At 74.8% G+C, this 23,056-nt stretch carries 23 protein-coding genes (1 of these 23 running past the window's edge); 15 read left to right on the plus strand and 8 right to left on the minus strand.

Annotated features, from left to right (window positions below; all coding sequences use genetic code 11):
- On the minus strand, positions 1-1,601 hold the 5' portion of the coding sequence (locus tag O7622_RS17055; protein WP_282309159.1) for a lantibiotic dehydratase. The gene continues 715 nt to the left of window position 1, outside the view; 1,601 of the gene's 2,316 nt are visible here — the first part of the coding sequence; its start codon is at positions 1,599-1,601; its stop codon lies off the left edge, out of view.
- A 45-nt stretch (positions 1,602-1,646) separates the two neighbouring features.
- On the opposite strand from O7622_RS17055, the gene O7622_RS17060 reads away from it, so the two are divergent.
- From O7622_RS17060 to O7622_RS17090, 7 genes are all read left to right on the plus strand, one after another.
- Complete coding sequence (locus O7622_RS17060) at positions 1,647-2,657, plus strand: 3-oxoacyl-[acyl-carrier-protein] synthase III C-terminal domain-containing protein (RefSeq protein WP_282309160.1); 1,011 nt, start codon at positions 1,647-1,649, stop codon at positions 2,655-2,657.
- Entirely contained in the window at positions 2,654-2,893 is a 240-nt protein-coding gene (locus O7622_RS17065) for an acyl carrier protein (RefSeq protein WP_018786864.1), read from the plus strand. Before O7622_RS17060 ends, O7622_RS17065 begins: the two co-directional genes overlap by 4 nt.
- Positions 2,890-3,792 (plus strand): thiamine pyrophosphate-dependent dehydrogenase E1 component subunit alpha, encoded by a 903-nt coding sequence (locus tag O7622_RS17070; protein ID WP_282309161.1) that lies wholly within the window; start codon positions 2,890-2,892, stop codon positions 3,790-3,792. Before O7622_RS17065 ends, O7622_RS17070 begins: the two co-directional genes overlap by 4 nt.
- Positions 3,789-5,807 carry a 2-oxo acid dehydrogenase subunit E2 gene (locus O7622_RS17075; RefSeq protein WP_282309162.1) on the plus strand — a complete coding sequence of 673 codons (2,019 nt, stop codon included), beginning with the start codon at positions 3,789-3,791 and terminating at the stop codon, positions 5,805-5,807. The genes O7622_RS17070 and O7622_RS17075 overlap by 4 nt, the downstream gene beginning before the upstream one ends.
- Before the next feature lie 179 nt (positions 5,808-5,986).
- On the plus strand, positions 5,987-7,210 hold the full coding sequence (locus tag O7622_RS17080) for a multidrug effflux MFS transporter (protein ID WP_282314163.1): 1,224 nt from the start codon (positions 5,987-5,989) through the stop codon (positions 7,208-7,210).
- A 49-nt stretch (positions 7,211-7,259) separates the two neighbouring features.
- Positions 7,260-7,811: an adenylate kinase gene (locus O7622_RS17085; RefSeq protein WP_282309163.1), complete on the plus strand. Its 552-nt coding sequence runs from the start codon at positions 7,260-7,262 to the stop codon at positions 7,809-7,811.
- Between the two features lie 105 nt (positions 7,812-7,916).
- Positions 7,917-8,102: a hypothetical protein gene (locus O7622_RS17090; protein WP_282309164.1), complete on the plus strand. Its 186-nt coding sequence runs from the start codon at positions 7,917-7,919 to the stop codon at positions 8,100-8,102.
- A gap of 48 nt (positions 8,103-8,150) precedes the next feature.
- Here O7622_RS17090 and O7622_RS17095 read toward each other — a convergent pair whose 3' ends face one another.
- Both O7622_RS17095 and O7622_RS17100 read right to left on the minus strand, forming a co-directional pair.
- Complete coding sequence (locus tag O7622_RS17095) at positions 8,151-10,235, minus strand: cupin-like domain-containing protein (RefSeq protein WP_282309165.1); 2,085 nt, start codon at positions 10,233-10,235, stop codon at positions 8,151-8,153.
- A gap of 29 nt (positions 10,236-10,264) precedes the next feature.
- Positions 10,265-10,840 (minus strand): hypothetical protein, encoded by a 576-nt coding sequence (locus O7622_RS17100; RefSeq protein ID WP_282309166.1) that lies wholly within the window; start codon positions 10,838-10,840, stop codon positions 10,265-10,267.
- An 84-nt stretch (positions 10,841-10,924) separates the two neighbouring features.
- On the opposite strand from O7622_RS17100, the gene O7622_RS17105 reads away from it, so the two are divergent.
- Positions 10,925-11,536 carry a CGNR zinc finger domain-containing protein gene (locus O7622_RS17105; protein ID WP_282309167.1) on the plus strand — a complete coding sequence of 204 codons (612 nt, stop codon included), beginning with the start codon at positions 10,925-10,927 and terminating at the stop codon, positions 11,534-11,536.
- Between the two features lie 33 nt (positions 11,537-11,569).
- On the opposite strand, the gene O7622_RS17110 is transcribed toward O7622_RS17105, so the two are convergent.
- From O7622_RS17110 to O7622_RS17120, 3 genes are read right to left on the minus strand one after another with little or no spacing between them, the layout of a single operon-like run.
- Positions 11,570-12,535 (minus strand): acyltransferase domain-containing protein, encoded by a 966-nt coding sequence (locus tag O7622_RS17110; RefSeq protein ID WP_282309168.1) that lies wholly within the window; start codon positions 12,533-12,535, stop codon positions 11,570-11,572.
- Positions 12,536-12,583: 48 nt separating this feature from the next.
- Complete coding sequence (locus O7622_RS17115) at positions 12,584-12,895, minus strand: TraR/DksA C4-type zinc finger protein (RefSeq protein WP_013285817.1); 312 nt, start codon at positions 12,893-12,895, stop codon at positions 12,584-12,586.
- A gap of 2 nt (positions 12,896-12,897) precedes the next feature.
- Complete coding sequence (locus O7622_RS17120) at positions 12,898-13,692, minus strand: rod shape-determining protein (RefSeq protein WP_282309169.1); 795 nt, start codon at positions 13,690-13,692, stop codon at positions 12,898-12,900.
- A gap of 495 nt (positions 13,693-14,187) precedes the next feature.
- Here O7622_RS17120 and O7622_RS17125 point away from each other — a divergent pair, with 495 nt between their 5' ends.
- Positions 14,188-14,418, plus strand: a complete 231-nt coding sequence (locus tag O7622_RS17125) for a potassium transporter TrkA (protein WP_282309170.1) — start codon at positions 14,188-14,190, stop codon at positions 14,416-14,418.
- Positions 14,419-14,460: 42 nt separating this feature from the next.
- Here O7622_RS17125 and O7622_RS17130 read toward each other — a convergent pair whose 3' ends face one another.
- Both O7622_RS17130 and O7622_RS17135 read right to left on the minus strand, forming a co-directional pair.
- The gene (locus O7622_RS17130; protein WP_282309171.1) at positions 14,461-15,687 is read right to left on the minus strand and encodes a helix-turn-helix domain-containing protein; all 1,227 of its coding nucleotides are present in this window, start codon (positions 15,685-15,687) and stop codon (positions 14,461-14,463) included.
- Between the two features lie 80 nt (positions 15,688-15,767).
- Entirely contained in the window at positions 15,768-16,718 is a 951-nt protein-coding gene (locus O7622_RS17135; RefSeq protein ID WP_282314164.1) for a hypothetical protein, read from the minus strand.
- A gap of 190 nt (positions 16,719-16,908) precedes the next feature.
- Between O7622_RS17135 and O7622_RS17140 the strand changes: the two genes are divergently transcribed.
- The 6 genes from O7622_RS17140 to mnhG are packed head-to-tail and all read left to right on the plus strand — an operon-like array spanning position 16,909 to position 23,026.
- Complete coding sequence (locus O7622_RS17140) at positions 16,909-19,743, plus strand: Na+/H+ antiporter subunit A (RefSeq protein WP_282309172.1); 2,835 nt, start codon at positions 16,909-16,911, stop codon at positions 19,741-19,743.
- Entirely contained in the window at positions 19,740-20,207 is a 468-nt protein-coding gene (locus tag O7622_RS17145) for a Na(+)/H(+) antiporter subunit C (RefSeq protein ID WP_282309173.1), read from the plus strand. Before O7622_RS17140 ends, O7622_RS17145 begins: the two co-directional genes overlap by 4 nt.
- Positions 20,204-21,775 carry a Na+/H+ antiporter subunit D gene (locus O7622_RS17150; protein WP_282309174.1) on the plus strand — a complete coding sequence of 524 codons (1,572 nt, stop codon included), beginning with the start codon at positions 20,204-20,206 and terminating at the stop codon, positions 21,773-21,775. The genes O7622_RS17145 and O7622_RS17150 overlap by 4 nt, the downstream gene beginning before the upstream one ends.
- Entirely contained in the window at positions 21,772-22,371 is a 600-nt protein-coding gene (locus O7622_RS17155; RefSeq protein WP_282309175.1) for a Na+/H+ antiporter subunit E, read from the plus strand. Before O7622_RS17150 ends, O7622_RS17155 begins: the two co-directional genes overlap by 4 nt.
- Entirely contained in the window at positions 22,368-22,631 is a 264-nt protein-coding gene (locus O7622_RS17160) for a monovalent cation/H+ antiporter complex subunit F (protein ID WP_013285827.1), read from the plus strand. Before O7622_RS17155 ends, O7622_RS17160 begins: the two co-directional genes overlap by 4 nt.
- The gene (mnhG, locus tag O7622_RS17165) at positions 22,628-23,026 is read left to right on the plus strand and encodes a monovalent cation/H(+) antiporter subunit G (RefSeq protein ID WP_013477152.1); all 399 of its coding nucleotides are present in this window, start codon (positions 22,628-22,630) and stop codon (positions 23,024-23,026) included. Before O7622_RS17160 ends, mnhG begins: the two co-directional genes overlap by 4 nt.
- The last annotated feature ends 30 nt before the right edge of the window (positions 23,027-23,056 follow it).

The raw sequence follows: 23,056 nt of genomic DNA on the forward strand, positions 1-23,056 counted from the left end.
GGGTCCGGGTGCCCGTACGCGAAGAAGTGCGTGTCGAACGCGGCGAGGGCCACGTGCAGTTCGCCGAGCACGACTGTGAAGTCCCCGCGCAGCAGCGCCGCCTTGTCCGGGGCGCACACGTGCACGTCCGGGCTGTGGATGCGGGCGGCGGCCCAGCCGGGCGCGTCGGCGGGGAACGCGGCGGCGACCCGCTCGGTCAGCGCGGCGGCGTCGAACCGCAGCTCCCGGGCGTCCGCGTCGGCGTCGGCCAGGCCCAGCACCCTGGCCCACCGGTCCAGGAACTCGGCGGTCACGGCGGCGGCGGGCGGGTCCGCCCCGAACACCACCGCCTGCGCCAGGAACCACAGGTCGGCCAGGGGTACGTCGCCGCTGGCCGACTCCGCCGCCAGGTCGCGGTAGAGGGCGGCCAGCGCGCCGGCGTACGCCTGCCCGATCGCCGCGGTCAGCCACCGCGCCGACAGCAGCAGCGGTGCCAGCGGCGCGAGCCGTTCCAGCAGCGCGTCACCGAAGCGGACGTCCAGGTCGCGGACCGTCTCCAGGTGGCACAGCGTGCGCCCCGCGTACACCTCGCCGGGCTGCTGCCGCGCGTCCCGGCCGGTCAGTTCCACGAACCGCCGGTCCAGCGCGGCCATCGCCGCGGCCAGCGCGTCCGGGCCGGCGGCGGCGGCCACCGCGTCGCGCAGCTCGCGCACCGTGGCCAGGTCACCGAGCACCCGCTCGCGGGCCGTGTCGTCGCCGATCGCGGCGAGCTGCTCGCGCAACGCGTCCTCGGCGGTGAGGTCGACCGGCACGTCGAAGCCGATCCGCAGCACGCCGCGCCCGGCCAGGTCGTCGAGCTGCGCGTGCACGTCAGCGGCCCGGCGGAAGCCGCTCGCCGGGTCCGCGAGCAGCGCGGCGACCAGGTCGGCCACGCGCGGACCGCGCCGCGCCAGCGCGAGCAGCGCGGCCGTCGCCGCCGGGATCGTCTGCGGTGGATGGTGCGGGTGCCGCAGCACGCGGCCGCGCAGGCTCAGGTGCGGGGCGAGCCGCACCGGCAGCCAGTCCCGCACGCCGGGCACGCGGGCGAAGGCCTCCGCGAGCGCGTCCAGGCCCCACCGCTCCAGGAACACCTTCCGGGTACGCGTCAACGCCGCGCCGGGACGCACCGTCGCGATCGGACCGCCGCCGCCCAGCTCGGTCCAGCAGATCGGGCCGAAGAAGCCGACCGTGTCGTTCTTCAGGCAGTACCGCTGCCAGTACTTCGCGACGACCTCCTCCCGGTGCCGCCGGCGCAGGTTGCGCGGGGCGTGCGGGCCGTCGCGCCGGATCGCGTCGACGGCGAGCAGGACCGCCGGGTTCTGCCAGGTCAGCGCCGTACGGAAGGCGTCGTCGCAGGCGATGTCGTAGACCGCCTGGCCGAGATCGCCCGCGGCGGCGTCGAACGCGGCGGCGAACTCCGCGGCGTCGACGTCCCCGCGCAGGTGCCGGTCGGCTGCCTCCGCGAGCGCCGGAGCGGCGAACCGGCTCATCCCGTCGGCCGGAAAACCGGCCGACCGGAGCAACGCCGAACGCCATACGTGCCAAGGGGTTCCGGGCAGGGACGTGAGATGCTCTCGGGGCATGGGGGAATGGTAAGCAGCGGCGGATCTGCGGCGGGACGGTCGAGCATGAGCTTCGGGCTGGTGTCCTTCGGTGAGGCGCTCGGCGACCCGGCGCCCGTCGCCGACGTGGTGGCGCAGTACACCGACGACGTCGACCGCGTCCTCGGCTACGGCTACCGGCGGGTGCACCGCGCCGCGCCGGACGTCGGCCTGACCGACCTCGCCGAGCGGGCCGCCCGCCGGGCCCTGGACGCCGCCACGCTGCCCGCCGCGCGGGTGGACCTGCTGGTGCTCGCCGTCACCGACCTCACCGAACACCTCTACTGGGACGCCGCCGCCGACCTGGCGTACCGGCTCGGCGCGGCCGGCGCCGAAGCGGTGCTGCTCACCCAGGCGTGCACCACCGGCGTGCTCAGCCTCGACACCGTCGCCGGCAGGTTCGTCACCCACCCGGAGTACGCCACCGCGCTCGTGGTCGCCGCCAACCGGACCTGCGAGGCGTACTGGAACCGGATGGACACCCAGCCGATGGTGTTCTCCGACGGCGCGGTGGCCACAGTGGCCCGGCGCGGCCATCACCGGCTGCGCTGGCAGGTCACCGAGGCCGCCACCGACGGCCGTTACGCCGGGTTCTACCGGCTCGACGGCGGCGGCGCGGCGGCGCCGTTCACACCCGGCGCCGAGCCGCCCGCCGCCCGCGACGTGTGGCACGTGATGGAGTTCTTCGACTACGACCCCGAGCAGTTCGCGCAGTACGCCCGCCACCTCGACGAGCGGATGGTGCGGGTCACCGAACGCGCCTGCGAGCGGGCCGGCGTCACAGTCGCCGACCTGGCGCGGCTGATCCTGGTCGCCGACAACGAACGCGCGATGACGTCGCTCGCCGAGGCCCACAAGGTGCCGCCGGAGCGGACCAACCGGGAGCTGGCGGCCGAGTACGGGCACCTCGGCGCGGCGGACCAGCTGTTCGGACTGAGCCGCCTGCTCGACGCCGGTGAGCTGCACGACGGCGACCGGGTCGCGTTGATCTCGTTGGGCCGGGGCACCCACTGGGCCTGTACGATCATCGAGGTATGAGCATGTCCAGCCGGCTGGTGCGGCTCGTCGCCGACGTGCTGGAACTGCCCGTCGACCAGGTCGACGCGCAGACCGGCCCCGCGACCACCGCCGCGTGGGTGAGCCTGCGTCACCTCCAGATCGTCGCGGCCGTCGAGGACGCATACCGGATCTCGCTGACGCCCCGGGAGATCCGGACCGTGCGGTCGGTGGCCGACCTGCGCGCGCTGCTCGCCCAGCGGGGTGTGCCGGAGTGACAGCCGCGCCGGCCCCGCTCGACGACGCCGACCTCGACGCGGGGCTGCTCATCCGCCGCTTCGAGGAGCACCTGCTGCGCCTGTACGCCGACGGTCACCTCGCCGGCACCACGCACACCTGCCTCGGTCAGGAGTACGTCCCGGTCGCGCTGGCCCCGCTGCTGACCGGCGACTTCGTGTTCAGCAACCACCGCGGCCACGGGCACTACCTGGCGCACTGCGGCGACCCGGAGGGCCTGCTGGCGGAACTGCTGGGCCGCGACGGCGGGGTGTGCCACGGCTACGGCGGCAGCCAGCACCTGCGCCGGGACCGGTTCCTGTCCACCGGCGTGCAGGGGGAGAGCCTGCCCGCCGCTGTCGGCGTGGGCCTGCACCTCGACCGCACCGGGCAGGACGCGATCGTGGTGGCGTACATCGGTGACGGCACCTGGGGCGAGGGCGCTGTCTACGAGGCGCTGAACATGGCCGCGCTGTGGCGGGTGCCGCTGCTCGTCGTGGTCGAGCACAACCGGATCGCCCAGTCCACCCCGACCACCGCGCAGCTCGCCGGCACCATCGCCGGGCGGGTCGCCGGGTTCGGGATCACCGTCAGCGAGTCCGGCTCGCTCGACCTCACCGAGGTACGCGCCGCCGCCGCCCCGCACGTCGAGCGGGTCCGCGCCACCCGGACGCCGCACGTGCTCGTGCAGCACACGGTCCGGCTCGGCCCGCACAGCAAGGGCGACGACACCCGGCCCGCCGACGAACTCGACCGGCTGCGCCGCCTCGACTGGCTCCAGCGGTACGCCGAGGCGTACCCGGAGCGGTTCGCGGCCGCCGACGCGCGGGCCCGGCAGCGGGTCGCGGAGGTCTCGGCCGAGGTGCTGGCCCGGCCGCTCGCGCGCGGAGCGGCGGCGTGACGCGCGCCGAACGGGTCAGCCGCAACCTCAACCGGGCGCTGCACGCGCTGTTCGCCGCCGACGAGCGGGCCTGGCTGCTGGGCGAGGACGTCGCCGACCCGTACGGCGGGGCGTTCAAGGTGACCCAGGGACTCTCCACCGCCTACCCGGACCGGGTGCTGTCGACGCCGCTGAGCGAGAACGGCATCACCGGCGTCGCGGGTGGCCTGGCGCTGTGCGGCGACACGGTGATCGTCGAGATCATGTTCGGGGACTTCGCCGGTCTCGCCTTCGACCCGATCCTCAACCTGATCACCAAGTCCGTCGCCATGTACGGCGAGCGCACCCCGATGCGGGTGGTGATCCGCTGCCCGGTCGGCGGCGGGCGGGGCTACGGCGCGACGCACAGCCAGAGCCCGCAGAAGCACTTCATCGGCATCCCGCACCTCGCGCTGTACGAGCTGTCCCCGCTGCACGACGCGGCCGACGTGCTGTCCGCCGCGCTGCGCCGGGACGAACCGGCGATGCTGTTCGAGGACAAGGTCCTCTACACCCAGCGGCGGTACGTGGACGGCCGCGTCGACGACCGCCTCGCCTTCGAACCGCGCGGCGCGGACGGCAACTGGGCCCGCGTCCACGACCCGGACGCCACCGGCGCGCCGACGCTCGTCATCGCGCCGGGCGGGGTCGCGAACCGGGCGATAGCCGCCGCCACGCGGGCCGCCGAGCGGGGACGTACGGTCGAGGTGCTGGTGCCGGCGCGGCTCTACCCGGTGGACGTGGACGGCCTGCGCGACCTGCTCGCCGGCGCGCACGGCGTGATCGTCGCCGAGGAGAGCACCGCGGGCGGCACGTGGGGGAGCGAGGTCGCCGCCCGCCTGCACGCCGAGGCCTGGCCGCTGCTGCGCGGCCCGGTCGAGCTGGTCAGCTCCGCCGACCGCGTCATCCCGTCCGCGCCGCACCTGGAACGGACGGTGCTGCTCGGCACGGAGGCGATCCTGGACCGGATCATGCGCCTGCCCGACGCGGTTCCGGTGCCGCGCACCGACTCCTCGCCTGCCGGTCCGCCGCCGCCCGCCCCGACCTCGGCGGCGCCGTCGGGCGTCCCGGTGGACGTACCCCGGCTCAACCCCAACGACGACAGCTACGTGCTGCTGGAATGGCTGGTCCCGGACGGCGCCACGGTCGAGGCCGGTGAGCCGATCGCGGCGGTCGAGACGTCCAAGGCGATCGAGGAGCTGGCCGCGGCGCAGGCCGGCGTGCTGCGTCAGGACGTGGCCGCCGGCGCCGACTGCGCGCCTGGCGCACCCATCGGCCGGATCCTGCCCGCGGCGTACCCGGAGCCGGTGGAGGCCGCGGGGACGCGGACCGTGCCGCTGGCACGGCCGCTGCCGCCCGCGCAGCGCCGCATCGCCGACGTGGTGTCCACCTCGCACCGGGAGATCCCGGTGGCCTTCACCGCCGTCCGCGTCGACGTGACGGCAGCGCTCGCGTACGCCCGCCGCGCCGCCGACGAGACCGGCGCCGCGGTCGGCCTGACCGAGGTCGTCATCGCCGCCGTGGCCGCGCTGCATGAGCGGTTCCCCGCCCTCTACGCCCGGCTCACCGGCGACGGCCTGGTCCTCGACGCGGAAGCGCCGTCGATCGGGCTCACCGTCGACGTCGGCACCGGGCTGTTCCTGCCGGTGATCCGGGACGCGGCCGGGCTGGACCTCGGCGACCTCGCCGACGCCGTGGTCGCGCTGCGGATGAAGGCGCTGCGCGGCCGGCTGCGCGAGGAGGACATGGCCGGCATGAACGTCCTGGTCGCGCTCAACGACACACCCGGCGTGACGGTGGCCCGGCCGATCATCCCGCCCGGCGTCACCTGCGCCCTTTCGGTGCCGGACGTGCACCGCGAGGTCGTGCTCGACGGCGACGGCGGGGTACGCGAGCGCTCGGTGGCGGACCTCGGCCTGGCCTACGACCACCGGCTGGTCAACGGGGCGCAGGCCGGGGCGTACCTGGCCGCGCTCGGCGACGCGCTGCAAGCGTGAGAAGGCCCGACCGGGGCGCGTGACCTGCGTTACCTCTCGCCGGGACGGGAATGTGATCACCGGAGGCGCATTTGACTCAAGGTGTGAGCACCGCACCCTCTCGCGCCCGGCCGCACGCCGACCGGGCCGGGATGCCCCAGACGACCGATGCCACCCCGACGCCCACCCCGGGCGACCTGATAAGCCGGAGCCAGCGGCTCAAGCTCGTGCTGGTCCTCGGCTCGCTGATCGCGGTGGGTCCGCTGACCATCGACATGTACCTGCCCGCGCTGCCCGCGATCGTCACCGACTTCGCGACCACGTCGGCGGCGGTCCAGTTGACGCTCACCGGCACGCTCGCCGGGCTCGCCGTCGGGCAGTTGCTGATCGGGCCGCTGTCGGACGCGGTCGGGCGACGCCGTCCGCTGATCGCCGGTCTCCTGCTGCACGTCGTCGCGTCGGCGCTGTGCGTGGTCGCCCCGAACATCGCCGTCCTCGGCGTCCTGCGCGTCGTGCAGGGCCTCGGTGTCGCCGCGACCGCCGTGGTGGCGATGGCTGTGGTGCGTGACCTGTTCAGCGGGGCGGCGTTCGCCACCCTGCTGTCCCGGCTGCTGCTGGTGATGGGCGCGGCGCCGGTCCTCGCGCCGACGCTGGGCGGCGGCGTGCTGCGGTGGACCGACTGGCGCGGTGTCTTCGTGGTCCTGGCCGTCTTCGGGGTGCTGCTCGTCGCGCTGGCCACGGTCGCGCTGCCCGAGACGCTGCCGCCCGCGCGCCGCCGGCGCGGCGGAGTCGTCGCGACCGTGATGACGTACGGGGGGCTGCTGCGGGACCGGGTCTTCGTCGGTCTGGTCCTGGTCGCCGGGCTCGCGATGGCCGCGCTGTTCGCGTACGTCGCGGGGTCGTCCTTCGTCCTCCAGGACGGGTACGGGCTCGACGAGCAGGAGTTCGGCCTGGCGTTCGGCGCGGGCGCGGTGGGCCTGATCGGCGCCACCCAGTACAACGTGCGGCTGCTGCGCCGCTACCCGTCGCAGTGGATCCTGGTGACCTCGCTGGTGGCGGGAGCGGTGGCCGGGCTGGCCCTGGTGGTGTTCGCCGCGACCGGCTTCGGCGGGCTGCCCGCCCTGCTGGTGTCGCTGTGGCTGGTACTCGCGGCGGCGGGCCTGGCCATGCCGAACGCCCCGGCGCTGGCGCTGTCCCGCCACGGTGAGGCGGCCGGCACCGCCTCGGCCCTGCTCGGTGCGGTGCAGTTCGGCGTGGGCGCGGTGGCCGCGCCGCTGGTGGGCGTGCTCGGCACCGGCGCGGTGGCGATGGCCCTGGTGGTGGCCGGCGGGATGGTGGCGGCGCTGCTGGTGCTGCTCGTCGTCGTCCGGCCGTCCCAGCTCGCCGCCCTGGAGGCGGCCCCGGCGGTCGCCGTCGCGCACTGACCCGGCCGCCCGGATCGCGCCGGGCGCGCGCAGTGCCTACGCTGCTGCCATGAGCGACCCGGCCCGCGTCCTGGTCGAGGGGATCCACGGCTCCGGCAAGTCGACGCTCGCCGCGCATCTGGCGCAGCGGTTCGGCCTGCCCTGGCATCCGGTCGACGACCTGCTGTGGGAGCCCGGCTGGGTCGAGGTGCCGGTGGCCGAGCAGCGTCGCCGGATCGAGGCGATCTGCCGGCGCGACAGGTGGATCGTCGACGGCGCGTACCACGGCTGGCGGGACGTGGTCCTCGGCCGCGCCGACCTGGTGATCGGCCTGGACTATCCGCGCGGCGTCTCGTTCCGGCGGCTGCTGCGGCGCACGCTGCGGCGTCTGGCCGGCGGCGAACTGATCTGCAACGGCAACCGGGAGACGCTGCGCAGCGTGCTGTCCCGCGACTCCGTCCTGGTGTGGCACCTGACCGGGTTCGGCCGGGCGCGGCGGCGGATGCGGGCCTGGGCGGCCGACCCGGCCGGGCCGCCGGTGCTGCTGTTCGGCGACCAGGCCGCGCTCGACGCCTGGCTGGCCCGTGGCGCGCCGGTGACGGTCCGTCCGCCGGGCGGCTGACCGGAGCCGTCGTGTTCCCAGCCGGATCCCAGTGGGCGGGCGCAGGCTGGCCGCGGGCGCGCCTCCCGGTGCCGCCCGTGCGGCGACGACGAGAGGAGGTGACGTATGCGGAGGTCGGTGATCGTCGTGATGCTGGCCGCCATCGCCCTCACCGCGGGACCGGTGCCGTCGGCCGGTGAGCCGCCGGCCGTGCGATACCGCGCCGACGTACGCGATCCGCCACCGGCCGGACCACCCGGGCTGGCCGTGGACGAGATCCCGGATCCGCCACCGGAGCGGGACAAGGGATAGACCGGATGCCGGGGGCACCGGCACCGGCGCCCCCGACAGCCGCCGCCGTCAGGGTTCGCTGTGCACCAGCGGCGGGTGCAGGTAGTGATTGCCGGCGGGCACCCGGAAGTGGTGCAGGCTCACCGTGGCGCTGACGTCCAGGGCCCGTACCCAGTGCCACCACCCGGCCGGTACGAACAGCGCGTCACCCGGCTCCAGCACCTCCGACAGGACGGTGGCCCGCTCGTACAGCGGGTGCTGGTCGAGATCGGGCCGAGCGGCGTCGACCCGGCTGTACGTCCCGCCACGGGGATAGACCCGCCCTCGCTGATAGGACGGCACCAGACGGACGTGCTTGCGGCCCATCACCTGGCACAGCAGGATGTTCATGTTGTCGTGGTGCAGGGCGGTGACCGTGCCGGCCGGCCCCAGCAGCAGGGTCACCGTCTCCGGCAGCAGAGCCGGATCGATGATCCCGTGCACCGGCCTGATGTCCTGGGCCAGCGGTTTGAGTCCGTGCTGCCAGTTGTCGTTGCGCGCGACCATGTAGTAGTCGTTCGTCTCCCCGCCCGTCTCGACCAGGGTGAGGTAGTCGGCGAACGTCATCCGGGTCCGGTGCGCGTCGTGCTGCCAGCCGTGCTCCGGGTTGCTGTCCCGTCCGGTCATCACCTCGACCTCGACGGCGCCGAGCCGGTCCCGCAGCCGGGTCGTCGTCCACTCCCGCCGCGCCGGCCAGTCGTCGACCGCACCGGCCAGGATCACCGGACGGTTGGCGACGTAGTACCTGTCGAAGAACTCGGTGGGGGACAGGTCGGAGCGCCGTTCCAGCCCGCCGGCCAGTTGCGCCGAGCGGAGGTCGCCGTAGAGGTCGAGCAGGGACTCCGTCCAGGCGTACTCCCGGGCCAGGCGCAGGCAGGCCCGGAAGTACGGGTGCCCGGGCGCGCCGGTCAGCTCCTCGTCGACCTCCGGCCCGGGCAGCCCGGCGGCCAGCAACGCCTCCCGGACCTCCTCGGCCGGTACGCCGAGGGCCAGGTTCTCGGCGGCCCACGCCCGCCACCGGGGCGCGAGCCCGGCCGATCGGGTCACCGGGGCTCCGGCGACCGGTCCCGGCCCGCGCCGGCCGGCTCGGCGGCGGCGGTTCCCCCGGGCAGCGGCAGCCGCTGCCGGGTACGTGCGGCCCGCAGATCGACGCAGTCGACGTAGTTGTTCTTGACGTTGACCTCGAACTCCGGATCCGCCTCGGTCATCGGTCGCAGCCCACGCATGCCGTCCCCCTTCACTGTGGATGGTCGTGCCGCCCACGGTGCCGGCGTCGACTGGGATCCCACTGGGATCGCCGCCGTCACCTCGTGGTCGCGGCGGCGTGGCCGGGCCGGGCACGAGGTCGAGAGCGGCGTCCTGGCGAAGGATCGCCGTCTCCAGGCGCAGCAGTCCGGTTCCCGGGTCGACCCCGAGGTCCCGGGCGAGCCGGGCCCGCGCGCGGCGTACCACGGCGAGCGCGTCGCCCTGCCGGCCGGCCCGGTACAGCGCGACCGCCAGCATCTCCCAGCCGCGCTCCCGCAACGGCTGCTCCAGCACGAGCGCCTCCAGGTCGCCGAGGATCTCGGTGTGCCGCCCCAGCGCCAGCAGGGCGGCCAGCCGCGACTCGGCGGCGGCGGCCCGCATTCCCTCCAGGCGGGCGATCTCCGGCAGCGCGAACGGCGCCTCCGCCAGATCGGCGTACGCCGGCCCGCGCCACAATCCGAGCGCCCCGGTCAGACCGGCCAGGGCCGCGGCGGCGTGGCCCCGGTCCAGCAGGGTGACGCCGTGCGCGACGAGCGCGGCGAACCGTTCCGCGTCGACCTGCGCGGGCGGCACCCGCAGGGCGTACCCGGGGCCCTCGCGGCGCAGCACCCGGCCCGGTGAGCGCGGCGGCCGGTCCGGTTCGAGCGCCCGCCGCAGCGCGGCCACGTACCCGTGCAGGGTCGCCGCTCCGGCCGTCCGCCGGCCGTCACTCCAGACCAGGTCCCGCAGCCGCTCGGCGGGGAGCATCCGTCCCCGCGCGACCAGCAGCGTGGCGAGCACCATGCGCTGCCGCCGGCCGCCGAGCGGCACGTCCGCGCCGTCGCGGTGCGCGACCAGGGGCCCGAGTACCGACAGCCGTACGTCGGTCATCCCATCCACCACCGTCGCGGGCAGCCGGGTCAGGCGGCGGGGTCGCCGAGCGCCAGGCAGATGTCGTCCTGCCGCCCGATTCCCAGCGTCAGCGCACGGGTGCCGTCCGGGTCGACCGAGATCACGTGCAGTCCGTCGAGGATGTAATAGCCACGCCGGTAGTGGTCGCCGGGACGGAAGCCGAACCCGGCCGGCCCGACGATGGTGTAGCGCAGCCACCCGCCGTCGGGCCGGTACTCCAGCAGGCCGGAGCCGCCCGCGTCGCGGCGCACCGCCCGTCCGGTGTCGGCGTCGACGAACTCGACTGTCAGCGGCCCGGCGTACTCCTCGCGCCGGACGGCGCCGGTGGCGTACCGGGCGAGCACCCGGACCCGGACGTCCTGGGAGACGACGCGGACCTGGAGCGGGAAGGAGCAGTAGCGGCCCGCCGGACCGGTCCAGTCCTCCTGGATCGACGGACGCCAGGGCTCGGGCCGACCGCTCGACCGGGCGGCCGGGGAGGCGTCGCCGTACGCGAGCACCGGGCCGGGCGGAGCGGCCACGAGGGCTGCGGACGCGACGAGCATGCCGAGCAGGAACCGACCGACTGTCTTTCCGGGGCGCATGGCATCACCTAACCAGTGAGAGCTGATTAACCGGTGTGATGACATTGACTGGTTAGCGCGGCCGCGTCAAGGCACACTGTCGGGATGCACTGGGTGAACGTCGAGGGCTATCCGATGCCGATCCCGGTCGGCGGCCATCCCGCGCTGGAGCTCTGCAACACCTGGGCCGGCTGGGCCGCGCCCCCGAGCCCGGACCGGGACTGGCTGCGCGACTACGACCGGCTCGCGGTGTGGGCCGGTCACGTCGGGCTGCTCGCCCCGGCCATCGTCGGCCGCCTGCGGGAGGCGAGCCGACGCCGGCCGTCCGCCGCGGGCGAGGTGCTGGCGGAGACCCGGGAGCTGCGCACCGCGCTGCACGACGTCCTGCTCGACCCGGACGACACCGCGGCCTTCCGGCGGGTCGCCGGGCCGGCCCGGGAGGCTGCCGCCGCATCCGTCCTGGAGACGGGCCCGGACGGGATCGCCCACTGGACGCTGCCCGACGACGCCGGGCTGCGCCTGCCGTTGCTGGCCGGTGCCCGGGCGGCCGCCGACCTGCTCACCTCGGCGGCCCGCACCGAGGTGCGCGCCTGTCCGGCCGCCGACTGCGGATGGCTGTTCCTGGACCCTCGGGGCCGGCGTCGCTGGTGCAGCATGGCCACGTGCGGCAACCGCGCCAAGGTGCGGGCCTACGCCGCCCGCCGCCACCCCGACTGAGCGTCACGGCCGGTCGTGCCGGCCCCGGTACGGCTACCGCCCGGCCGGTCCGGCGATCGGGAAGCGGCCCCGGCGCCACTGCCAGTGTCGCCCGGCCCGGAGGTGGTCGACGACCGCGCGCTGGAGCACGGTGCGGCGCGGCAGCCGGTCCAGCGGCGAGTCCAGGGTGCGGAACACGAACCGCAGCACCTCCGTGTCGCCGTCCAGCCCGGGTTGTTCCTGGTAGGGCTCCAGAGTGAACCGCCGCTGGAACCGGACGATGTTGGAGTCCGCCGGCAGGTATTCGCGTAGCTGCGGGTCGAGCAGCCAGGAGCCGCAGGAGAACGCGGTGTAGCGCTCGCCGGGGAAGTGGCGCGGGAAGAACACGCGGGCCCGGTCCAGCGACGCGTCGACCGCCTCCGGGGTCAGCGGTCCCGAGTCCGGGATGTGCAGGTCGATCGCCTCGGCGTCGCCGCGCTGGTGCTGGATCCGGCCCAGCGCGTAGATGCCGCCGCGCGCGTGCAGCGTCAGCCAGCACTGCATGACCGGCCAGCCCTCGCCGTTCATCCGCCTGTCGACGGCGAGGTTGGCGCCCAGGTCGGCGAGCGTGGCCCAGGACACGTCGTCGGGGACGCCGTGGTCGCGGTGGTAGACCCGGACGACGTCGACCAGCGCGAGGTACGCGTACGCGTAGAGGTGCCGCCAGGCCGGGCCCCGCTCGCGGGGCAGCGCCGGGCCGGGCGGTAGCCAGGCGTGGCCGCCGAGGTCGGCGCGGACCAGGGCGATCGAGCGGTCGAGCAGCCAGCGCAGCTCCGGGGTCCACAGTGGCGAGCCGGGCTCCGGCCAGCCCGCCAGGATCTCGGCGGCGTCGTCGGGGCGGACGGCGAGCCGGTCCAGCAGCGCTGGCGCGTCCGCCCGGCCGGGCAGCGGCGCGGAGAGCCGGTCACCGGCGAGCCGCCGCACCCGGTCGACCTCCTCGGCGGGCACGCCGAGCCGGCCGGCGACGTCATCGACATCCATGGCGGTGACGCTACCGGCCGGTGCCTGCCCGGACAGCCCCGTGCGTGCTCAGCGGCGTTGCTGGCACGGCACGCAGAAGCGGGCCGAGGGCAGGATCTCCAGGCGGGCGGTCGGGATGTCCTGCCCGCACCGCTCGCAGACGCCGTACGTACCCTCGGACATCCGCTTCAGCGCCTGGGCGGTGTCCGCGACGCCCTGCCGGGCGGTCTCGATCAGCCGGCGCAGCGTGTCCGGGTCGTGGCCGCCGTAGTCGGGCTGCCGCGTGTGCAGCGTCAGCTCGGTGAGCTGGTCGGTGTACTCGCCGAACTGCCGGTCCAGCAGTTCGCGCAACGTGTCGGTGCGGTCGAGGGCGTGCGTCATGGTCAGGCGCTCCTTTCCGGGCGGCGCGGGGTGTCGTGCGGGTGTCGCAGGGCCGAGATGGCGGCCATGCCGGCGCCGGTCAGCGCGGCGGTACGGGGTGACGCGGCCCGGTGCACAGTCGCGCCGAGCGTGGCGACCAGACGGGCGGTCACGTCGGGCCGGGTGGCGCCGTCACCGATGACGATCGGGCCACGGGCCAGCGCGTCGCGGACCATGGGTCGCAGTGTCGCGTCCTGACGCAGCTCGCGTACCAGCCGGGAGGCGGTGTCGGCGAGCATGGCGGCGGTCGTCGCGTGGTTGAGGTCCCGGGTGCCGACCTCGGCCCGGCGGGCGGCGACCACCCGGCCGTCCTCCAGCAGCGCCACCTCGGTGAGCTGGGCGCCGATGTCGGCGACCAGCAGGGTGCCGGCGGCGGCACCGGCGCCGATCGCGCCCGCCCGGACGCTGTCGAGGAACAGCAGCCGGGACGGCGCGAGCACGGCGGTGAGCACACGGCGCGTCGCCTCCTGCTCGGCCGGCACGGCGAGCACCGGACGGCAGACCACGACCAGCGCCCCGACCGGGACCGGGGTGCGGTGGTCGCGCAGGATCCGGCGCAGCTCGGTGACGCAGGCCGGACCGTCGACGATCCGGCCGCGCCGGACGACCGGACTGCGCAGGCCGTGACCGAGCGGGACGCTCAGCGTCCGGCCCGGTCCCAGCCAGATCCGCAGCAGGCTGCTGCCGAGGTCCACGGCGATCGGCGCCGCGTCGGCCGTGACCGGCGGGCGGCTGCCGTGGGAGCGGCCGATCAGCATGCCGGTACGGGCCGGAGGGCGAATGGCTGTGACAGGGTGCGGCATACCGACCTCTCTCGGATCAGGGTGCCCAACCGGGCGGTGGACGGTGCGGGGAAGGGGCGTGGCCGGGGCCGCGGGCGTCGGATTCACTCGACGACGCCGTCGGCCGAGGGCTCAGGCGCGCTTCTGGTCGCCGCTCGCAGATCGGAAGGCGAGGAGTCCGGCGGACACCGGCGGCGGAGCCGTCGACGTGCGGGTCATGCTCCCCACCTCCTCGCTGCTCGGGTACCGCCTCGGACCTCCAGCGTCGCCTGGAACACCACGCGCGGCAGTGCACGCCACCGGCCAACAAAGGGCGCAATGATTGCCGGTGGCCGGAACCCGGATCCGCCCATCCCCCGTGGCTATGGTTGACACATGGAGAACGCGAGCTCAGCTCGAACGTCCACCGCGTCGCCCTAGCGCCGGCTGGCTCCGGCAGGCCCTCGGCGGCCGCGTGCGAAGGAGGTCCCCGTGATCATCGAACGTACGAACCTCCCCGGCATCGGGGTCCGGCACACGCTGGTCACCGAGGAGGGCCGTCGCATCGGGGTGATCGACTACCAGGTGGGCGGCCGGCGCGACGTCGTCCACGACGACCCGGAGGACCCGGACCGGATGGTCGCCCTCACCCTCACCCGTGACGAGGCGTCGGCCCTGGCCAACCTGCTCGGCTTCCCGGAGCTGGTCGCCGTACCGGCCTGAGCCGCCGGTCACACCGGCGGCGAACCTGGGCCGGCGGCGGCGCTACGCCGGCAGCGGCCGGCGCGGCCAGTCCAGCGCCCGCGCGCCGAGCACGGCGGCGTGCAGCGTGAACCGGTCCCGCGCGTCGGCGGGGTCGTAGCCGCTCATCGCCCGGATCCGGGCCAGCCGGTAGGTGACGGTGCGCACCGACACGTGCAGCCGGCGGGCGGCCTCGGTGGCGACCTCGCCGCAGGCGAAGTACTCGGTCAGCGTGTCCAGCAGCGGCTCGGCGCCGCCGCGCGCCTGGGCCAGTGGCGTCAGCACCGCCCGCACCAGGTCGACCATGGCGGGCTGGTCGCGCAGCAGCACCCGGTAGATCAGCAGGTCGTGCGCGTCGATCACGGATGCCTCGCTGTGCAGGCGCCGCGCCGTGGTGAGCGCCTCCCGGGCCTCCTCGTACGAGCGGGCGATGCCGTAGACGCCCGGGTGCGGGCGGCCCGCCGCCACCTGCCACGGCCGGCCCCGCACCAGCCGGTCCAGCTCGCCGTGCATCAACGTGCCCAGGTTGCCGGTCGCGCCGGCGCCGCGGCCCTGGTCGGCGGTCACCGGGTCCGCCGGGGCGATCACCACGAGCAGCCCTTCCTTGGTGGCCACCAGCACGTCCCGGTCACCGAGCCGGTCGAAGATGACCCGCTCCAGCGCGCTGATCGCCGCCTCCGTGTCCGGCAGCCGCCGACCGGGCGCGGCCAGCGCGACCTGGTGCACCCGGGCCAGGTCCAGGCCGAACGGCTCGGCCCGTTCCACCAGCCCGCCCAGGTCGGAGTCGCCGCGCAGCAGGTCGTCGACGAGTTCCCTGCGCAGCGACTCCTCGCGCCGGACGAGTTCCCGGCGGGCCACCGCGTACCCCTCGGCGAGCGTGGCCACCGCGGTGTCGACCACGTGCAGGACGGCGTCGGCGGCGGCGCGGACCGCCTCGCTGTCGTCGGACCGGTCCAGGTGGGGAAGCTGCCGCCAGACACGCCGCGCCGCGGACAGGTAGAGGCGTACCGCGCGGCCGGCGGAGATCCCCTGCTCGGCCGCGCGCCGGCCCAGCGCGCCGACCGCGTCGAGTTCGGCGCGGCGGGGACGGCGGCCGGTCACCGCCGCGTCGGTCAGCAGCCGCAGGTAGTCGCCGAGCAGCTCCACCGGCACGCCGCCCGCGTCGGCGCCCGCCTCACGGGCCACCTCGGCCAGCCACTGCTCGTCCTCGCCGCCCGCCACCGGTGCCGGCCGGCGGACGTTGTCGGTCATCGCCATCTCCCCGGACGGGGCCGGCACCGGACGCCGGCCCACCGCACCAGCCTAGGCGGCGGGTCCGGCCGGTCCGCCGGTCATCCCCGCGACTGTGGTTCCGGGTGGATCACCAGCGCCGGGCCGGTCCGCCGCCCGCCGCGAGGGCCGCGGGTCAGCAGCTGCGCCGTCCGCGCCGGGTCGTCGCCGGCGGCCACCTGATCGAGTACGCGCAACCAGCGCTCTCCGTGCGCGTCGGTGAAGCCGGTACCGACGACGGCGACCCGGCGACCGGTGACCGGGCCTGGTGTGGCGCGTCCGGCCGGTTCCGTCGACCCGATCGCCGGACCTTCCGGCACCCCTGCGGGTTCGGCGCGGTTCCCGGCGGCGACCACGAGATCCGGCGATCCGCACCGCACCGCCCGGACCGACCCGGCGCGGTCCACGTCCACGATCGTGGCGCGCAGGTGACCCGCCGGGGCGAGATCGCGGACCAACCGGTCGAGCGCGCCGGCCAGGTGCGGCACTGTGCGCCGCGGTCCGGCGGCGGCCCGGCGGAACGCCTGCTCGATCGCCCGGCGTCCGGCGGGGGTGTCCAGCGTGGCGCCGCTGACAGTGCCGAGCAGGACGCGCAGCCCACCGCCGCGGACCGGGACGGCGGCGCCGATCTCGCCCGCCGTGCCGCAGATCGCCAGCGCGGCGCTCCCGGCCCCGGCCGGCACGGTGAACACGGCGACGTCCGGCGGCGCGGCGGCGCGCGCCACTGTCGCGGTGCGCGTCCGGCGGCGGGCCCAGGCCAGGACCGGCACCGCGGCCAGGCCGGCCGCCGAGGCGAGCAGCGCCTGCGGGTCACTGCGGTGGCCGGGGATCACCGGCACGACGACCGACAGCGCGACCAGCACGCCCGCCCACGCCGACACCAGCGCCGCGACCCGGGGCCGGGCCGAGACGCCGAGCAGGCCGGGCAGCAGCACCCAGCCGACCGGCGTGCTGACCTCGGCGAGGCCCATCAGCATCGCGTTCCCGGTGGTGCCCGCCAGGGCGGCTCGCATCGGTAGCACGCCGACCACCCTATCGGGGCGCCGCCGGACGCCGACCGGTGTACCGGGCGGAGTGAACCTCACTCCTTACCCGAAACAGAGCGGAGCCGACACGACACGTTCGCGTGATTCTCTCGACATACCGCCTCGCCGGATCGCCGGTTAGGGTTGACGTACCGCAGGTCGATCTTGAGGAGTGTGTGTGCTGGTTCTGGTGGCGGTCCATGCGTTCGCAGCCGTGACCGCCCCCGTGCTGGTACGCCTCCTCGGTCGGCGGGCTCTCTACCTGCTGGCGGCCGTTCCGGCGGCGGCGCTGATCTGGGCGCTGACCCGGACCGAATCGGTCCGCGCGGGCCGGCCGGTCGTCGAGACGGTCACCTGGGTGCCGCAGCTCGGCCTGGAACTCGCGCTGCGCATGGGCACGCTGTCCTGGCTGCTGGTGCTGCTCGTCGGCGGCGTCGGCGCCCTCGTGCTGGCCTACAGCGCGCGCTACTTCCGCTCCGACGATCCCGGCCTCGGCCGGTTCGCCGCGGTGTTCGTCGCGTTCGCCGGCGCGATGCTCGGCCTGGTCGTCTCCGACGACCTGCTGCTGCTGTACGTGTTCTGGGAACTCACCACGGTCTTCTCGTACCTGCTGATCGGCAGCGACCCGACCAAACGGGCCAGCCGCCGCGCGGCGATGCAGGCCCTGCTGGTGACCACACTGGGCGGCCTGGCGATGCTCGCCGGTTTCGTGATGCTCGGCCAGCACGCCGGCTCGTACCGGTGGTCGGAGATCGCCGGGAACCTGCCCGAGGGCGGCTACCTCACCGTCGCGCTGGTGCTCGTCCTGCTCGGCGTGACAAGTAAGTCGGCGATCTTCCCGTTCAGCTTCTGGCTGCCGCGCGCGATGGCAGCGCCCACGCCGGTCAGCGCGTACCTGCACGCCGCCGCCATGGTCAAGGCGGGCGTCTTCCTGGCCGCGCTCATGGGTCCGGCGGTGGGCCAGACCACCGTGTGGCGCGGCGTCCTGCTGGCCGGCGGCCTGATCACGCTGTTCCTCGGCGGCTGGACGGCGCTGCGGCAGGTCGACCTGAAGCTGCTGCTGGCGTACGGCACCGTGAGCCAGCTCGGCCTGCTCATGGTGATCCTCGGCGCGGGCACCCGCGACACCGCGCTGGCCGGCGCCGCGATGCTGCTGGCACACGCCCTGTTCAAAGCCACACTGTTCCTCGTCGTCGGCGTCGTCGACCACGTCACCGGCACCCGGGACCTGCGGGAGCTCAGCGGCCTGGGCCGGCGCGCCCCGGTGCTCGCGGCGGTCGCCGGACTCGCGGCCGCCTCGATGGCGGGCCTGCCGCCGCTGATCGGCTTCGTGGCCAAGGAGGCCGCGCTCGAGGCGTTCCTGCACGGCGGCGCCGCCGAACTGGTGGTGCTCGCCGGAGTGGTGACCGGCTCGGCGCTGACCGTCGCGTACACGGCGCGGTTCCTCTGGGGCGCGTTCGCCGCCAAGCCCGGCGTGGCGGAGACCCGGCCGCACCGGATCGAGCCGGCGTTCATCGGCCCGGCGGCGGTGCTCGCCCTCGCCGGCCTCGCGGTCGGCGTCCTCGCCCCCGCTGTGGACCGGGTGCTGGCCCCGTACGCCGACCAGTTCCCGACCGCCGACCCCGGCTACCACCTCGCGCTCTGGCACGGGCTGACCCCGGCGCTCGGCCTGTCGGCGGTGGCAGTGGCCGCCGGTCTCGGGCTGTTCCTGCTGCTGCACCGGCGCCGGCCGTACCTGCCGCGGCTGCCCTTCGACGGCGCCACCGGCTACCACCGGCTGGCCGGCGCGGTCGACCGCGCCGCGGTGGAGCTGACCGGCGCCACCCAGCGTGGCTCGCTGCCGTTCTACCTCGGTGTCATCCTGCTGGTCCTGGTCGTGTTGCCCGGCGGCGCGGTGCTCGCCGGCGCGCCGTGGGCCCGGCGGTTCCAGCTCTGGGACACGCCGTTGCAGGCCGTCGCCGGCGCGGTCATCGTCGTCGCGGCGCTGGTGGCCGCGCGCGCCCGCCGCCGGCTGACCGCGATGATCCTGGTCGGCGTGACCGGCTACGGCACGGCGCTGATGTTCATCCTGCACGGCGCGCCCGATCTCGCGCTCACCCAGTTCCTGGTGGAGACCGTCACGATCGTGATGTTCGTGCTGGTGCTGCGCCGGCTGCCGCGGCGGTTCTCGGCCCGCCCGATCCGCGCCACCCGGCGGTTCCGGGTCGCGCTCGGCGTCGCAGTGGGCGTGGTCACCGCCGGGATGGCGTACGTGGCGGCGGGCAGCCGGACGGCCGTCCCGATCTCGGTCGGCTTCCCGGCGGAGGCTGTCTCCTACGGCGGCGGCAAGAACGTCGTGAACGTGACGCTCGTCGACATCCGCGCCTGGGACACGATGGGCGAGATCGCCGTGCTGGTGGTGGCCGCCACCGGCGTGGCCAGCCTGATCTTCCGGCGCTCCCGCGCGCTGGACCTGCGCAGCGGCATCCCCGGCGCCGGCCGGCAGCAGTCGTCGCGCCCGCGCTGGCTCACCAGCGGCGCGACCTCCCGGCAGCAGTCGGTGATCCTCCAGGTCGTCACCCGGCTGCTCTTCCACGCCATCCTGCTGTTCTCCATCTACCTGCTCTTCTCCGGCCACAACGCGCCGGGTGGCGGGTTCGCCGCCGGGCTGGTCGCCGGTCTCGGGCTCGCGGTGCGGTATCTGGCGGGCGGGCGTACCGAACTCAACGGCGCCGCGCCGGTGGACGCCGGCCTGGTGCTCGGCGCGGGCCTGTTCGTGGCGGTCGGCACCGGCGTGGCCGCGATGCTGCTGGGCGGCGAGTTCCTCCAGAGCGCGACGCTCGACTTCCACCTGCCGCTGCTGGGCCACGTCCACTTCGTCACGTCCGTCTTCTTCGACGTGGGCGTCTACCTCATCGTGGTCGGCCTGGTGCTGGACATCCTGCGCAGCCTGGGCGCCGAGATGGACCGCCAGGAGGAGGACGACGAGCAGGAGAACGAGCCGGCCGGCGTACGGGAAGAGGAGCTGGTATGAGCCCGAACATCCCCAACCTGGTCTACATCCTGGTGATCGGCGTCCTTTTCGCCACCGGCGTCACCCTGCTGCTGGAACGCAGCCTCACCCGCGTCCTGATGGGGGTCATCCTGCTCGGCAACGGCGCGAACCTGCTGCTGCTCACCGGCGGCCGGGCCGGAGGTCCGCCGATCGTCGGCTCCACCGCCGAGGAGGACATGTCCGACCCGCTGCCGCAGGCGATGGTGCTGACCGCGATCGTGATCACGCTCGGCATGACCGCGTTCCTGCTCGCGCTGGCCTACCGGAGCTGGCACCTCAACGGGCACGACGAGGTGCAGGACGACGTCGAGGACCGCCGGATCATGGAGCTGGCCGACCGGGACGAGGGCCCGGGCACCTCGGACACCGACGGTGTCGACACCGCCGACGGCGGCCCCGAGGCGCGGGTGCTCGCCGCCGGTGAGGCGGAGGCCGTCCGATGACCTGGCTCGTCCCGCTGCCGGTGGTGATGCCGCTGCTCGGCGCCGCCCTCACCCTGCTGCTCGCCCGCAGGGCCCGCGCCCAGCGGTGGGTCAGCATCATCGTGCTCACCGCCACCGTCGCGGTGGCCGCGATGCTCCTGGTCCGCTCGTCGCTGGACGGCCCGCTCGTGGTGGAGGTGGGCGGCTGGGTGGCGCCGATGGGCATCGTGCTCGTCGCCGACCAGCTCGCCGCGCTGATGCTCGTCGTGTCCGCCTCGGTCACCCTGTGCGTGCTCGTCTACTCCATCGGGCAGGGTATGGCCGACGGCAACGAGGAGACGCCGCTGTCGGTCTACCACCCGACCTATCTGGTGCTGACCGCGGGCGTCTGCAACGCCTTCCTGTCCGGTGACCTGTTCAACCTCTACGTCGGCTTCGAGATCCTGCTCGTGGCGAGCTACGTGCTGCTGACGCTCGGCAGCACCGAGACGCGGATCCGGGCCGGCACCACGTACGTCGTGGTCAGCCTGCTCTCGTCGCTGATCTTCCTGGTGGCGATCGGACTGGTCTACTCCGCCACCGGCACGCTGAACCTGGCGCAGCTCGCCGACCGCCTGGACGCGCTGCCCGACGACATCCGCCTGGTGCTCCAGGGCATGCTGCTGCTCGCGTTCGGGATCAAGGCGGCGGTGTTCCCGCTGTCGGCGTGGCTGCCGGACAGCTACCCGACCGCGCCCGCCCCGGTGACGGCGGTCTTCGCCGGCCTGCTCACCAAGGTCGGCGTGTACGCGATCATCCGCACCGAGACGCTGCTGTTCCCCGGCGGCCGCACCGCCGACCTGCTCATGGTGATAGCGGCGCTGACCATGGTGGTCGGCATCCTCGGCGCGGTCGCCCAGTCGGACATCAAACGGCTGTTGTCGTTCACGCTCGTCAGCCACATCGGGTACATGCTGTTCGGGGTCGGGCTGACCACCCCGCTCGGCCTGTCCGCGGCGATCTTCTACGTGGTGCACCACATCACCATCCAGACCACCCTGTTCCTCGCCGCCGGCCTGGTCGAACGACGCGGTGGCAGCACCGCGCTGGACCGCCTCGGCGGGCTGGCCCGGCTGTCGCCACTGCTGGCGGTGCTGTTCTTCGTGCCCGCGCTGAACCTGGCCGGCATACCACCGTTCTCCGGGTTCCTCGGCAAGCTCGGCCTGGTGCAGGCCGGCGTCGACGACGGCGGGTTCCTGGCCTGGTCGCTCGTCGCCGGGGGACTGCTCACCAGCCTGCTCACGCTCTACGCCATCGCCCGGGTGTGGAACCTCGCCTTCTGGCGGGCCCCGCACGCGGACATGCCGGAGGCCGGTGACGCCGACCAGGCGGCCCGCACCGACGGCGCCGAGCAGCCGCACGACGGCCCGTCGGCGGCCGGTGCGGTGCTGCCCCGGCTGATGACGGTGTCCACCGCCGCCCTCGTGGTGCTCGGCCTGGCGCTGACGGTGGTGGCCGGGCCGCTGTTCGACATCAGCACCGACGCCGCCGACGACCTGTTGCGCCGTGCCCCGTACGTCGAGGCCGTGTTCCCGGAGGGACCGCCGTGACCAGTCAGCCGAAAGCGCCACTGACCCGCCGTGACCGCTGGCGCAACCGGGCCGTAGCGGTTACCGGCCTGGTCACCGTCTGGGTGCTGCTGTGGGGCACCTTCAGCTGGGCCAACGTGATCAGCGGACTCGTGGTCGCTGCCGTGCTGCTGGTCGTCTTCCCGCTCCCCCCTGTCACGTTCGCCGGCCGGATCCGGCCGGTGCCGCTGCTGCGGTTCGTGATCCGCTTCCTGTACGACCTGGTGGTCGCGTCCGCCCAGGTGGCCTGGCTGGCCGTCCGGCCCGGGCACCCGCACTCGGCCATCATCGCGGTGCGCCTGCGGGTGAACACCGACCTCAACCTGACCCTCAACGCCGAGGCGCTGTCGCTGGTGCCGGGCAGTCTCATCCTGGAGGCCGACCGGAGTACCGGGACGCTCTACGTGCACGTCATCGGGATCCGGAGCCCCGACGAGGTGGAGCGGTTCCGGCGCGGCGTGCTGGAGCTGGAGGCGCGCATCGTCGCCGCCGTCGGCTCGGCCGAGGAGCGCGACCGGATCCGCCACGACGAGGCCGAACCCTCCGGTTCGGTCGAACTGGAAGGAGCACCGACGTGACCGTCGTCGCCGTGATCGTCACCGCGCTGCTCGTCGCGGCCGGTGGACTCACCCTCGTCCGCATCATCCGCGGGCCGTCCATCCTCGACCGGGCCGTCGCCACCGACGTGCTGCTCGCCGTCGCGGTCGCGGCCATCGCCACCGAGGCGGCCTACAGCCGGGACGCCACAGCGCTGCCGGTCCTCGTCGTCCTCGCGCTTGTCGGCTTCGTCGGCTCGGTGAGCGTCGCCCGGTTCGCGTCCCGGAGAAGCCCGAAGTGACTGCCGACGCGATCCTGGACATCGTCGCCAGCGTCTGCCTGATCGCCGGCGCCCTGCTCTGCCTCGCCGCCGGCATCGCGCTGGTCCGCTTCCCGGACGTGCTGTCGCGCATGCACGCGGCCGCCAAGCCGCAGGTGCTCGGGCTGCTGCTGGTGCTGCTCGGCTGCGCGCTGCGGCTGCGTACCGGGGTGGACATCACCACGCTGGTCCTGGTGGGCCTGTTCCAGCTCGCCACCGCCCCGGTCGCGGCGCACATGGTCGGGCGGACCGCGTACCCGCACGACGACATCCGGCGGGACCTGCTGATCACCGACGAGCTGGCCGACCACATCGACCGGATCCGCGCCGACCGGGCCGGTGAGCCGGAGGAGACGGCGCCGGTCCGCACGTCCTGACACTCCGTACGAGCGCCGAGGCAGGGGAGC

The sequence above is a fragment of the Micromonospora sp. WMMD1076 genome, assembly GCF_029581475.1.
GTDB classification, from domain to species: domain Bacteria; phylum Actinomycetota; class Actinomycetes; order Mycobacteriales; family Micromonosporaceae; genus Micromonospora; species Micromonospora aurantiaca.

Coding starts and splice junctions, on each gene's coding strand:
- O7622_RS17060 (WP_282309160.1), top strand. CDS start 1,647: ATGAGCTTCGGGCTGGTGTCCTTCGGTGAGGCGCTCGGCGACCCGGCG.
- O7622_RS17065 (WP_018786864.1), top strand. CDS start 2,654: ATGAGCATGTCCAGCCGGCTGGTGCGGCTCGTCGCCGACGTGCTGGAA.
- O7622_RS17085 (WP_282309163.1), top strand. CDS start 7,260: ATGAGCGACCCGGCCCGCGTCCTGGTCGAGGGGATCCACGGCTCCGGC.
- O7622_RS17090 (WP_282309164.1), top strand. CDS start 7,917: ATGCGGAGGTCGGTGATCGTCGTGATGCTGGCCGCCATCGCCCTCACC.
- O7622_RS17095 (WP_282309165.1), bottom strand. CDS start 10,235: ATGACCGACGTACGGCTGTCGGTACTCGGGCCCCTGGTCGCGCACCGC.
- O7622_RS17100 (WP_282309166.1), bottom strand. CDS start 10,840: ATGCGCCCCGGAAAGACAGTCGGTCGGTTCCTGCTCGGCATGCTCGTC.
- O7622_RS17105 (WP_282309167.1), top strand. CDS start 10,925: ATGCACTGGGTGAACGTCGAGGGCTATCCGATGCCGATCCCGGTCGGC.
- O7622_RS17110 (WP_282309168.1), bottom strand. CDS start 12,535: ATGGATGTCGATGACGTCGCCGGCCGGCTCGGCGTGCCCGCCGAGGAG.
- O7622_RS17115 (WP_013285817.1), bottom strand. CDS start 12,895: ATGACGCACGCCCTCGACCGCACCGACACGTTGCGCGAACTGCTGGAC.
- O7622_RS17120 (WP_282309169.1), bottom strand. CDS start 13,692: ATGCTGATCGGCCGCTCCCACGGCAGCCGCCCGCCGGTCACGGCCGAC.
- O7622_RS17130 (WP_282309171.1), bottom strand. CDS start 15,687: ATGACCGACAACGTCCGCCGGCCGGCACCGGTGGCGGGCGGCGAGGAC.
- O7622_RS17135 (WP_282314164.1), bottom strand. CDS start 16,718: ATGCGAGCCGCCCTGGCGGGCACCACCGGGAACGCGATGCTGATGGGC.
- O7622_RS17145 (WP_282309173.1), top strand. CDS start 19,740: ATGAGCCCGAACATCCCCAACCTGGTCTACATCCTGGTGATCGGCGTC.
- O7622_RS17150 (WP_282309174.1), top strand. CDS start 20,204: ATGACCTGGCTCGTCCCGCTGCCGGTGGTGATGCCGCTGCTCGGCGCC.